Consider the following 13,599-nt stretch of genomic DNA (forward strand, 5'->3'; position numbering starts at 1 on the left):
GAGCTTAGCTTATCAACTCAAAAAGGGGTCTGTTGCTAGTTAGAAACATAGAATTTCAATATCCTTTTCATCTATGAATTACGATGCTACTCCAAATAATTAATGTATGAAATTCAATCTCGCTTCGAACCAAAATAAAGCCCTTGCACTAACTTATACAAGGACTTTATTTAATCACTTTGAATTTTCTTTTGGTAAATCTAATGTTGGAGTACGATCAAAGAAATTCCACGGTTTTAACATGGCGTGTACCCATTCTGTTGGCATCATTGGCCATTCTTCAGCTCTTGCTACATGAGTTGCACCTGTAGTCATCCAAACCACATTATCTGTATTGTCAATGGAACCGTTGTCTGCCGAATATTGTCCTAATCCTGTATCTGTTTTGCTGCGGTTCGGATATTTACCTTCCGGATATCGCTCATCCGGGTCATAATTTGTGACCCACAACTGCTTGTCCATAAAGTTAACTCGCTTTAAAAGCCAGTCATCATCACTAAATAAGGCTCCTTTGGCAATCGGGTGAGTGCCTCCTGCAAAAGGGATGATTTGATAGGAAACAGGATTTCCTACCTTATTCTCCTTATTAAGATTACTGAACAGTCGAATAGTGGAAGAATCAAATTTTTGAATCGACTCTTGCTCCGTCTTTACTGTTTTTTCTTCTGTTACCATAACACTTTTGCGTGGACCGCCCTCTTGATTTTTTTCTACCTTTGGATTAATTTCCATTAGGGAATTACTTTCGCCATCAACATCTAGGTCAAGCCTGAAATTGTAAATGTGCTGGTGAGTGGTTCCGACAATATTATTATCAAGCAAGGTACCATATTTTGTATCCTCTTTTGCAGTTTTGTCATGCATTGTTTTTGATTTAACACCTTTTACTGCTTCAATACCGGATGCTCCTACATCAATATTAATTATTCCATTTTGTGATAACTTCCAATCAAAGATATAATCATAGTTTCCTATTGTACTAACCCAGCGAACCACTAACTCACGGCGTTCACGGCTTTGATTTTCTTCTTTAAATGTCGCAAGGTCGGCATGCTTATATTCTGGCCCCGCATATTGTTCAAATACTGCAATGGCATTTTTAATAACGTAAGGATTGCCCGAGTTATCTGCAATTGTTGCATCTAGCAGTACGGCGTTTTCTGGTACGTCAGCTCCAAGTTCTAGCGGTGCAGTTAATGTGCCCATTCCATATTCACCAGCATCCAAATAGGACTTGAAGTACCAGCCAACGTCAGGATCTCCGTAAGGAACTATCATCCCACCCAGCGATCCTTCATACATAATTTTTCTTTTTTTCCCATGGTCATCATAAGTAACAGTTGATAACACAGGTCCTACCCGAGTATCCAATCGCAAGTGGAAATCCCAGTTTTGCCAGCTAATCGTATTTCCTTTTATTTCATAGTTCTTGCCTTCAGGCTCGGTAATATTAAGCGGTTTTACATCGGATTTCTTCTCATAATCTCTACCATCATATGCGTTTAACTGCATCGGGATTGGAATGACACCTTCATCTTCTACTTTAATAACCGCTTTCTTTTCAAGATCTACAACAGCGACCAAATTTTCAATTGGATGCGCCCAAAAATTCCCATCACCTGTATCCAAATAAGATACTATTTTCAATAGACGCTTATCATGCTCCAATTTATCTTCACCATCGAAATAACCTACTGTCAAAGGGGTCGCAACGACCTTTTTAGGGTCATCTATACCCCGCTTTTTTAGCGCTTTTGCATAGTCTTCACTTGCTTCAATGGCTCCTTGAACAGTAGCAAAATCATCCAGAATAAACATGCCATGAACGCCGTCCATTTCATTCCATGAAACTAGTTTTTTTGATGATATATTCACTTCACCCTCAATAACTTGTTTGCCATTCAATGCAATGAACTCTGCTTTTCTTGTAAATGCGTTGTCTTTTTTCTCTTTATCGTACTCCCACTCCCACACTTTCTTTTTTTCGGGAAGCTTCAGTGTAATTTCTGTAAAACGAAGAGTATCTTTATATTTCCCTGCCTCTTTGATTACATTAACCACCGCTTTAATTTCTTTAGGGGTTAAAGGATCTAAAGGATGATAAGCTTTTTTTATTTTAGCTGTTTGCTTGATGTCAGGGAGAACTTCATTTACAAAATGATCAGTTACGTAAATTTTCTCATCTTTTTCTATCACGTTTGATTCAAGTGTAATCGCTTTTCCATTAATATACGCTTTATCAGAATCAGGTATTATTTTTATGACCGTATCATCTTTTTCGATGGTGATTTTTTTTGTAAAAAAACTCCAAAAATCAGATTTAACAGTTGCACCAGTACCTTCTAAAGCTGTTTCTAGCTTAATTAATTCCACTTCACCGCCATGAGCAGAAGCATTGTTATTATGAATTAGTGAATAAGGAGAGAATATGAAAGTTAGTGCAGTCATTACAATAATTGCTGCTTTGAAAGTTCTTTGCTTTGTTTTCATAGAATGTTTCCTTTCATTATTTATTTTTAACTTTCATTAGCTAAATAATAGTCTTAGCCACCGTACCAATTTAAGCCTCTTTCACCTAAATCAATCCATACACTCTTTGAGTGTGTATACATATCCATGGCTTGTACCCCTAATTCTCTACCAAATCCACTTTGTTTCATTCCTCCAAAAGGAGTTGTACTATCTAGCATACTGTACGTATTCACATAGACAGTTCCTGCTTGGATACCACGCGCCATACGATGAGCTCTTTTTAAGTCATTGGTCCATATCCCTGAAGCTAAACCGTAAATAGTATCATTTGCTTGTCGTAGAGCATCCTCTTCATCTTTGAAGCGAATAACCGACACAACTGGTCCAAATATCTCTTCACGCGCAATTGTCATTTCGTTGGTTACATCTCCAAAGATGGTAGGTGTGAAATAATATCCATTTTTCTTGCCTCTTTGGCCACCTGTCACTAATTCCGCACCTTCTTCAAGACCAACCGCTACATACTTTTCAATCGTCTTTAACTGTTGTGCGGAAACTTGTGGACCCATTTGTGTTGTCGCTTCAAGGGGATTTCCTACCCGTATTGATTGCACTTTACTAGCAAAAAGATCCATAAATTTATCATAAATACTTTCTTGGACAAATAAACGAGAACCAGAAGCACAAACTTGACCTTGTGCAAAGTAAATGCCAAACATCGCTCCATTAACTGCATCTTCAAGAGTGGCATCGTCAAATACAATGTTAGGTGATTTCCCTCCCAGTTCTAACGAAACTGGTTTCAAGTTTTTTGTAGCTGCTTGCATGATTAAGCGCCCCGTGTCCGTTGACCCCGTAAAAGCAATTTTATCGACGTCTGGATGAGAAGCTAAAGCAGATCCCACGGTTGAACCTGGACCGGGTACAATATTAATCACTCCATCAGGAATACCGACTTCTTGGAACAGTTTAGCCAGTTCTAAAATACTTGTTGATGTTTCTTTTGCTGGCTTAATAACAATTGTATTTCCAGCAGCTAAAGCAGGAGCTAATTTCCACATCGTCAGCATTAAAGGAAAGTTCCAAGGGACAATGGCGCCAATTACACCTAATGGTTCTTTTAGTGTGTAGTTGAAACGATTGTGAGGTGATGCTAATGTATCACCCTGAACCTTATTTGCAAGTCCTGCATAGAACTCCAGTACATCTATGGTAGAAGGAAGCGCTATATGCTTGGTTTCATTGATTGGTAAACCATTATCTTTTGATTCTACTTCCGCTAAAAAGTCTGAATTCTCCCACATTTTCTGAGCTGCTTTATACAGAAGTCTACCTCGGTCACTAGGAGACATAGTCGCCCATGGTCCGGATTCGAACGCTTTTCGAGCTGCTTTAACTGCATGGTTTAAATCTTCCTCGCCCCCTTGTGAAACAAGGGCATGAACTTCTCCTGTGCCAGGATTAATCGTTTCAAAGGTTTCTCCTGAGAGTGAATCTGTCCATTTTCCATCGATAAATAGTTGATATTTTTTCATTTTCTCCACCTCTTATCTATTTTTTTGATAAAACTTCGAAATTACTAACCATACAATTTTGAAAAACATAGGTTGCTAGGTTTCTTTATGTGATGCGTATCTTGAATAAGCTAAAAGATCCTAACTTTGTTTACACGCAGCGTTGGAAAGCGATTACATTTTTGTGATTTTTCAACATGGATAATGAACTCTTAAGTAATGTAGTCTGAAATCTGCTCATTTATAGTGCTTCTATTTCAGCACGAGTAAGCGTTTCAATTTCTGAATTGTACATGAATGCATACCTCTCCCATTATTTTATTGATTTTTTTAAAGAGATAGAGTAATTAACAACTCTAATAAACACATAAATATACCTAAAAATTTAACAACCGTTACAAAAACGTTATATAAATAAACATTACTCTCCTTCAATTATCCTTAAATCAATAACTCACAAGTGTACTACGCATCCACTTATTCAGTTTTGATAGGAGATGTTTATTTTCCTACCTCACACACTTCCGTTTCTTTCATCTCCTTAGGTTAATTTTAAAAAGTCTTTCTAATTTATTAACTATTACATGTAAGTATTTTATATTATCCAGAAAAATCAAAAAATTTACCATTACCCAAATGGGTCATTTTATATCAAAAAGTAATTCATTTTATTTTAAAATGTTATATAATCAAAAAAAAGTTAACATGGAGGAAAACCTATGAAGGATATTTCTAACCCCAGCTACAAAAAAATTTTATCTTTTATGGATGAAATTACTTTTTCTAATGAAAATTTCCGTGAAAAAGTACTACAGACCTTTGAAAATTTATTTGGTTACTGCCAATCTATTTTTTGGTTATGTGATGATAATAATGACTTGTTCGAACCTATTACGTTAAATATAGATAAATATGTTATAGATGATTATCTTAATAACTTTTATCAATTAGATTTGCTAGTCCCAAAAAATAATATGCAAAAAGCAAGTAAACAAACTGTTATAAAAAACCTTGATTTACTTCCGCCTCCATTATATGAAAAAAGTGTATACTACAATGACTTCATGTTAAAATATGGATTTTATTATGATGTAGGTGTTTTTTTATATGAGAGAAACAGCATTAAAGGTGTTCTGAACTTCGTTAGATCCAAAAAGGAGAAGCCTTTTAGTACATCCGATATTATGTGTTTAGAGGTTATTTCTAGGTTCTTATCACAAAAAACAAGCGAGTTCCCTCATCCTTTTGTAAGCGTTTCCAAAGAAAATCTAATTAATCCCTTGAAAAATAAGATTCTGGCTGGTTCTCAAGATCTCAGACAACCAGATTTAACATTAAAAGAAGCAGAAATATTAAAACTGGTTCTAAAAGGGCATACCAATATCACCATTGCCAGCGAACTATTTATTAGTGTTAATACAGTAAAAAGACATTTGCAAAATCTTTATAGAAAGTTTGATGTCTCAAACCGAACAAGTTTATGCTATAAAATTGTTAAACCTTAAACACAATCAAAAAAACCAGAAGGTCCCCAACTCCCTTCTGGTTTTCATATTAATTGCCTTACAAGTAACTTTTTTCTTCGTCATTTACAATGAAAAAATCCTTATTATAAAGATTGCCCCACCCTTATTGATGGGAGAATCACTTATGTACTGCCGTATCCAATCAGGCGTTCCTCCATGTCTTTTCAAAATATAAGAAAGCTGCATAGAATCTTTAAAAGGAAGTTATATCCTGTGCTTAATAAGAATTCCACACATCACTCTTTCCAATTAGTTCTCCAGTTGTTCATAACGAGTCCAGTTTACCGATTTTTCCAGCACGATTGATATCAATACGCCCATTATGAGCCCATTTGTCAAAAAGGGCTGTAAAAGCGTGGGAACGTTCGAAAATGCATTAGGCAGGATATTCATCAAACTCACTCCAATCAATACTGGTACGGCAAGCCTGAATATCGTGTCTGAAGTGAAATGCTGACCCTTGACGCTGTTGAAAGCCGTACCGAACAGTTGAAGGTAAGCAACGAACAATACTGCATTCCCGACTGTTATCGGCATGGTGGCCAGGAAAGAGATAAAAGGAGGAATGAGCCCAATTATGGTCAATAACATGCCTCCAAGTAAGAAGGGCCTCCGCTCATAGATTTGAGTGCTCTGCAAAAATCCGATGGATGAAGTAAAAGGTGTATACGGAACAAGGCCAAGTACCGGAGCGAAAATGGTAAAACCGCCAGTCATGAATAAAGAATTTCGATACTGCTTGTGTTCAGCATCATCACCGATTAATTCTGATGCGGCTTGGATGGAAGCGAACGTGTTGCACAAATTCAGTAATCCTGCAAAAAAGGAAATCGCTATTATCCCGAATTCCAGGTTTGGAGCACCTAATGGGAAAAATGAAAAAGCGGCACCCGTCGATCCCATTTCTCCCCCTGCCTCCGGAAACAGCAGCTCGTAAAAGATCCAGCCCACTATAATCCCAATCAATATGGAGAAATTGCTTATGGTCCTTGGTCCTTTTATTTTTAATATACTTACTAAAAGTACAATCCCCACTGATAGGAAACTGACCGGGATGTTAATTTCCCCATTCTCCGTAATCCCCAGCATACCCTTAAAAAAGACAAAAATGAGTTGGAACGTCAGAAGGAATAAATAAACCGTCATGACCATGGGAGTGAAAATCTTCTGAACATAAGAAATCAGGTTGAAGGCAGAAATAATGAGGGTCACGACACCAGCTGCAATGAGGCCAGTAGCTATTCCCCCTCCTATCTCAGCATAACCGAGCCCAATGGATGGTGCTGATAACCCTAAATTCAACATCACTCCCCATAATAGACCGGAGTGCCCTTCCATAAGTGGATACTTATGCCCCTTCCACCCCTGAAACACGCAAGCGATCCCGGTGAAAATGAGCGAGCTTCTCATGGTCATTTCCGTAACATTGGGAGGAAGATCAAAAGCTGCGCCAATCGATATGGGCACTACTACCGTATTTGCAAAAATAAAAAACAACCATTGAAAAGAAGAAAATAGAGTCACAGAAGATCTCCAACTTTTCATAGATTCCATCTCCTTTGAACATGATACTTTTCAAACTCATGGTGAATTTCAATTGCCCCTCCCTAGAACTAAGGCAATAGGACAACACCATGCTAATAAACGCAGTCCCCGGATGGACCTGCTGCATTGCTGGACACATGATCAATGTCATATGACCTTTGCAGACTCATGCGAAATGATAACGTTACCATTAATAGTAACAAAGACTGCAGCTCCCTGCTAATTTGTTGGCTTGACTCTGCAAGGCAAATGAGCAAGCAGAAGCCAGCCCGGTTAAAGTATATCGGGCCATAGCGATATGACATGGGAGGGCAAACCAATATAGCAAAAAAAAAATCACTTCCACAGCATATAACATAAGTAAGTAAAAGTACACGGAAGCGGAAGCCTTTCAGACCCAAAACGAAAAAGGAAATCCGGAAGTATCCAGAGATCCTTTTTGGTTTAGTCTTACTGTTCAATTGACTGCTTTTGTTTATATAGTGAACCGGAAACTAAGTTCCCCTTGTAAATGACCGCTTTCCGTTCAGAACACCTGGCAACTGCCTCAGCAGAACAGCTTGCGTCAATTAACACCAGACTTGCAGCATCCCCTGCTTTCGGCCATACCTGGTTACCCTTTTCATCCAATGGGGTTTTTCCGCCAGTTATATATCCGAGTGTTCGGGAAAGTGAGACTTCATCAGTCCATTTGAAACGTTCTGCGAGCCTTCCTGCTCTCTCCAAGATGTCACCATTCCCAAGAGGTGACCATACATCAAAGATATTATCATTTCCTACCGATACTTCAACCCCTCTTTCATGTAATAAATCAACAGGGGGCATCTGCCTGTTAATAGGGACACTGGTGACGATAGAAATCCCCGCATCCCTAAGAATGTCAGCCAGTTCATAGGCTTCTTCCCTGGATACGTCCCCGATACCGAAAGCATGGCTTAATGCTACCCTGCCTTCCCAGCCCGCTTGCTTGGTCAGAGCTGCCAAACGTTTCATGGTGAACGTGCCCAGATGGCCTGGATCATGTAAATGCAAGTCCACATCAGCGTTCGCTTCCACTGCTAAATCCATCAATTGAACCAGCGATGCTTCAATATTGTTATCGACTGTCGCTGGATCCACCGCCCCAACGATTCCTGCTCCGTTTCGCAATGCCTCCCTGACAAGCTTGACAGAACCGGACCGCAACAATCCGTGCTGTGCAAATGCGACTATTTCTGAACTGAGTCTATTAGAATAGCCAGCAAGCGCCTGTTGTACTTGCTCTAAGTTTTGCAATCCCACTTCCGGATAGATATCAACATGAGTCCGTATATGTGCAGAGCCAGAAGCTAAAAGGATTTCCAGTAAAGATTCTGCACGTTTACATGTGCTTGATGCAATGGAAGGCAGAACCCTCTTCTCATTTTCAAAGCGTTCAATGACACTTGAAGAAGGAGTGCACGCTCTCCAAACATCCCCCATCAGTGTCTTATCAAGATGAACATGCTTTTCAATGAAGGATGGTAACGCCAGCAATCCTTTTGCATCTTCCACTGGTAAATCACCAGGTATGGCTTCCCCATCTTTGACAATCTTCGTGATCCTTCCATCCTCCATCAACAGATGAAATAGCCCGGTCATCGTTCCTGTAACTCTTTCATTCTCTTTCCGGTAACCACATTCCAACCGAACATTCTTTAGCCAATAGATTGTATTCATGATCTTCATCCCTTCTTGAAATAGACTTCATTTCGACTTCAAGGCAGATTCGCGATCGAGTCCGCCGTAAACCAGATTTCCATTGACCATGACCGCAGCCCGCGTCGATCTCCTGGCTACTGCCTCGGCAGCACATGATGCCTCCACAAAAACCATACTTGCGTCATTTCCAACTTTCGGCCATAAACGATTTCCTTCAGGGTCCAGTGTCTTGACCCCGCCCGTAATGAATTGGAGCGATTGAGACAAAGAATACTCGTCCTTCCAGTTGTACCTCTCAGCCAATCGGCCTGCCTTTTCCAGCATATCTCCTGTACCGAATGGGGACCAGGAGTCATAAAAGCCATCACATCCGAGAGCAACATGGACACCTTTTTCATGCAGTGAATCGATCGGGGGAATGACCCGGTTGATCGGTACTGTAGACATGACGGCTATCCCCAAGTTTGATAATTCACTTGCCACTTCATTTGATTCTCCTATTGAAACATCACCCAGTGCAAAAGCATGACTGACAGCTGCTCTGTTTTTCCACCCTGCTTCATCGATCAAAGAAGCCAGTTTCTTGATTGTATATAAACCAAGATGACCGGGATCATGTATATGAATATCAATATCCGCATCAAATTCAACAGCCAAATCGACCATTTCATATAGGGAAGCTTCTATATTATTATCCACCCCGCCAGGATCCAGGCCGCCCACCAAAGACGCCCCTTCTTTCATCGCTTGTCTCATCAACCCTTTTGAATTCGTCCTTAGCAGCCCATGCTGCGGAAAAGCCACGATCTCGTATGTCATTTTCCCTTTGAAACGATATAGTGCACTTTGAATCTCTTCCAAGTTCTTCATACCGATGTATGGATCGATGTTAACATGCGTCCTTACATGCGTTGCCCCGCCGCTTAACAATAGTTGAAGCATCCGTTCAGCCCGGAGCTGCCCAGTTTCAGCCAGTTCAGCAAGCTCTTTTGCTTCTAACTTTAAGCGTTCGATTAAATTCGGAACAGGAGTGCATGATTTCCATGGCAGTCCTAAATAAGTCTTGTCAAGATGGTTATGCATCTCTTTAAAAGGAGGAAGTGCAAGCAGCTTTCTCGCGTCGTGAACGGGACCATCCGTTTTCAAAGGCATACTTGAGGCCAATTGCAATTCCTTTATGATCCCATTTTTTATATACATGTTATATATAGCTTTCTTCGTCCGATCAATTCGTTCATTCTCAAAAACAAATCCACTATCAAGTGTAACGTTTGTAAGCCAGTATGCTTCATTCATCAAATCACTCTCTTTAATAGAAGATTAAACACCTGTCGTCTCAAAAGATGAAATAGATCCGCTAACAACATTGCCCCTGAAGATGACAGCGGCACGCTTTGCCCTTCTAGCCACCGCTTCCGCTGAACAGCTGGCTTCAAGCAAAACGATATTCGCCTCATCCCCGACATTAGGCCATGCCTTGACCCCTTCTTGGTTTAATGGGGTCTTCCCTCCTGTAATGAATTGCAGGCTTTTCGCTAAGGAACGTTCTTCAATCATGCGAAACCTCTCTGCAAGGCGACCGGCTTTTTCCAGATTGTCCCCGATGCCAAAGGGTGTCCAATGATCAGTGATACTGTCATTACCCAATTCAACTTTCACCCCTTTTTCATGAAGCAGGGGGATGGGGATCGTTCTGAAGATGGGCACTGTTGATGTAATCGATATTCCTGTTTCCGAAAACCTTTCGGCTATGCCTGTTGCCTCTGGGACTGAAAGATCAGCCAAACCGCTGGCGTGGCTAACCGTTACCCTTCCTTGCCAGCCTGCGTCTTCCGTCAGTGAAGCGAGGCGCTGCATGGTAAATAGTCCAAGGTGATCAGGATCGTGTAGATGGACATCGATATCGGAGTTGTATTCAACCGCGATATCCATGATCGTTTCAAGGGACCGCTCTATGTTTCCATCAATGGTGGCGGGGTCCACTCCTCCTACCAGATTCGCCCCATTCTTCATGGCCTCCCTTACTAAACCAACGGAATCGCTGCGTAATAGTCCATGCTGTGGGAATGCGACGATTTCATACGTCAATTTATCCTTATATCCTTCCAATGCTTGAATGGTGGCCTCTAAGTTTTTCAGTCCTATAACGGGGTCGATGTTGCAATGTGTGCGTATATGGGTAGATCCGAAGTCCAATAATAAATCCAGCATTTTTTCTGCTCTTACTTTAGCGGTAGGCAATAATTCAGGCAGTAAGATCTGCTCTTCCGCTATCCGGGTTTTCACACCATTAATGGCAGGCAGGCAAGCCTTCCACGGACCGCCATAGTAGGTTTTATCAATGTGGATATGCATTTCCTTAAACGAGGGGACCATCAGGAGTCCATGAACATCATGCTGCGGGTCCTGATCCGTTATCGCTTCCTTCGCCAATAAAATGGAGTATATTTTTCCATTTTCAATCTTGATGTGGTAATGACCGGTTTCAGTGCCGGTGATCGTTTCATTTTCATAAGTAAAACCGTTTTCCAAGCGTACATTCGTCAACCAATACGATTGAGACATTAAACTCACCCTTCCATTCCAGATTGAACATGCATCACTTTTATTATAGATTTAAAGATCAACAAATAATTTCAGAATTTTTACTCGTTTTTATGTTATTTTTACTTATTGCACCAAAGAAAAAGGCTCACCCTAAAATGGATGAGCCCTTTCAGACTGGAGACAACTATATGAAAACTCGGTTTGCCTGCAGTTTTTTTTTAAAAAGTTCATTTGATTTCAAAGATCCGCTCCCTTTCCGCCGACTGGCTGCCAAGCCTCCTCAGCGCAAGCGCCTGTGGGGTCTCGGCTAGCCAGTAATTCGGCAGGAGTGTCGCAAATCTCTTCAATCCAATGAGGATTACAGTAAAAAACATAAAGACCGGAGCACTTTATTCGACCGTTGAGGCACTATAACCTCACTATTCGGACTCCACTCCTTATTTCTAGCTACAGTTTTACTCCCTTGGACGCGCTTTTCCCATAGGAGTCTTGCACAACCGTTCCAATCAACTTTGTTAGAGCATTTAGATAGAAACCATATCTGAGGAATTGAAAATGTTGCTTTAGGTCAGTTGGTTCGGGAACATCATTGATGAAAGATACGTTTTCCGAACGCCTTTCGTTTACAAACTGAAGGGCTCACCCTAAAATGGATGAACCCTTTCTACTTATCTGCCCATCACTTTATCGTTACTTCATTTATCTCCAGATAACCTGAAGGGCTGATTGAAAATCCTTTTACTTCTTTCACGACTGCAGCAACATTTTCTATGACCCTTACAGGAATATACGGGGTGTCACCCATCTCGATTTCCTGTGCCTCTGCGTATAGTTCTTTGCGTTTCTCCTCTTCCTTTTCCTTCCTGGCGGCATCTATTAAACTGTCAACCTTTTGATTGCTGTAAAAGAACGTATTTCCGGCCGCTCCCTGTGATTCCGTATGAAATAGATTATATTGATTATAATCAGCATCCCCGGTAGCGTTTCTCCAACTGATGATGAACATTTCCGATTGCCCTTTATTCACTTGTTCCACGAACGAACCGTACTCCATGACCTGTACCTTCAAATTAATCCCGATACCTTTTAGTTGTGATTGCAGGACCTCAGCCAAGTTAACTCTTTCTTTACTGTCCATTGTCAGGATGGTCGCATCCAAGCCTTTTGAGTATCCAGCTTCGGCCATCAGTTTCTTTGCTTCCTCCAGATTGTAATCATAGGCTTCGAGTTCTTCGTTGTACCCGAATACTTTAGAGCCCATCAAGGAGTTCGCCTTTACTCCCACATTATTGAAGACACCTTTGATAATCGAGTCCATTTCAATGGCATGGGCGATGGCTTTACGGACCCTTACATCATTGAACGGTTCATTATTGACATTGAATCCTAAGTATTCGGTACCGTACCCTTCACTGCGATAAACATCCATTGCCGGTGAAGATTCAACCTGGTCCATGACAGCTACAGGAAGAGGCTCTGCGATATGCGCTTCACCGGTTTCTATCATGGATATCCTTGTGGAGTCTTCCGGGACGACCTTGAAGATGACCTTGTCCACTTTTGGCTCGTCTCCCCAATAGCTGTCGTTTTTCGTCAAGGTGATTTCCTGACCTGGGGACCATGAATCAAAAACGAAAGGACCGGTTCCATTCGGTTCCTGGATAATCTTTTTGCCATACTTTTCAATCGTTTTCGGACTGATGATTCCGCCTTCATGATTCGCCAATATCGAAAGGAGAGGGGAAAAAGGTTCTTTCAAAATGAATTGTACGGTAAATTCATCAACCGGCTTCACCTCTTTTACCATATCGAATACTACCGCTCTGGGAGAAGCGACCTTCGGATCTAATAGTCGATCGAACGTCTTTTTTACTGCGTCTGCATTAAATGGTGTGCCATCATGAAACTTTACATCTTCCCTAAGCTTAAATTCCCAGGTCGTGTCATTTATTTGCTTCCACTTTTCTGCTAGCATTGGCTGTATCTCACTATTCTCATCCCGTTGTACAAGACCTTCATAGATTTTATGGTGAGTGACGCTAGCGGCGTTAATCGTGGACATGAACTGCTGATCCAAATTCTCGGCGTCGGATAAGCGGGCAATAACCAATGTACCCCCTTCGTTTGATGCTTTGTTCGGATCACTTGCTGTTGTGCTTACGTCATTGTTAGAAGAACAGCCCGTAATGATGATGGCCATGATCATGACTAGAAAAAACTTTCCTGTCCCACGTTTTAACCCCATGGATTTCGACCTCCCAATTTCATTTTTTGAATACTTATCTAATTATAGGAAATATTCTGACTATTCTTTT

At 40.8% G+C, this 13,599-nt stretch carries 8 protein-coding genes; 1 reads left to right on the top strand and 7 read right to left on the bottom strand.

Going from position 1 to position 13,599, the window contains the following annotated elements; translation table 11 throughout:
• Positions 1-174: 174 nt before the first annotated feature.
• The gene (locus NYE63_RS23630; RefSeq protein WP_342602971.1) at positions 175-2,490 is read right to left on the bottom strand and encodes a stalk domain-containing protein; all 2,316 of its coding nucleotides are present in this window, start codon (positions 2,488-2,490) and stop codon (positions 175-177) included.
• A gap of 53 nt (positions 2,491-2,543) precedes the next feature.
• On the bottom strand, positions 2,544-4,007 hold the full coding sequence (locus NYE63_RS23635; protein WP_342602972.1) for an aldehyde dehydrogenase family protein: 1,464 nt from the start codon (positions 4,005-4,007) through the stop codon (positions 2,544-2,546).
• Positions 4,008-4,705: 698 nt separating this feature from the next.
• On the opposite strand from NYE63_RS23635, the gene NYE63_RS23640 reads away from it, so the two are divergent.
• On the top strand, positions 4,706-5,491 hold the full coding sequence (locus tag NYE63_RS23640) for a LuxR C-terminal-related transcriptional regulator (protein WP_342602973.1): 786 nt from the start codon (positions 4,706-4,708) through the stop codon (positions 5,489-5,491).
• A gap of 270 nt (positions 5,492-5,761) precedes the next feature.
• Here the strand turns inward: NYE63_RS23640 and NYE63_RS23645 are convergent, their stop codons facing one another.
• From NYE63_RS23645 to NYE63_RS23665, 5 genes are all read right to left on the bottom strand, one after another.
• Positions 5,762-7,057, bottom strand: coding sequence for a uracil/xanthine transporter (locus NYE63_RS23645; RefSeq protein ID WP_342602974.1), 1,296 nt, complete (start codon positions 7,055-7,057; stop codon positions 5,762-5,764).
• 450 nt (positions 7,058-7,507) lie between these two features.
• On the bottom strand, positions 7,508-8,755 hold the full coding sequence (locus tag NYE63_RS23650) for an amidohydrolase (RefSeq protein ID WP_342602975.1): 1,248 nt from the start codon (positions 8,753-8,755) through the stop codon (positions 7,508-7,510).
• Positions 8,756-8,782: 27 nt separating this feature from the next.
• Positions 8,783-10,033, bottom strand: coding sequence for an amidohydrolase family protein (locus tag NYE63_RS23655; RefSeq protein ID WP_342602976.1), 1,251 nt, complete (start codon positions 10,031-10,033; stop codon positions 8,783-8,785).
• Between the two features lie 24 nt (positions 10,034-10,057).
• Positions 10,058-11,302 (bottom strand): amidohydrolase family protein, encoded by a 1,245-nt coding sequence (locus tag NYE63_RS23660; protein WP_342602977.1) that lies wholly within the window; start codon positions 11,300-11,302, stop codon positions 10,058-10,060.
• A 661-nt stretch (positions 11,303-11,963) separates the two neighbouring features.
• Positions 11,964-13,529, bottom strand: coding sequence for a glutathione ABC transporter substrate-binding protein (locus NYE63_RS23665; protein ID WP_342602978.1), 1,566 nt, complete (start codon positions 13,527-13,529; stop codon positions 11,964-11,966).
• Between the last annotated feature and the right edge of the window lie 70 nt (positions 13,530-13,599).

This window comes from Peribacillus sp. FSL E2-0159 (assembly GCF_038643155.1).
In the GTDB taxonomy this organism is placed as follows: Bacteria; Bacillota; Bacilli; order Bacillales; family DSM-1321; genus Peribacillus; species Peribacillus simplex.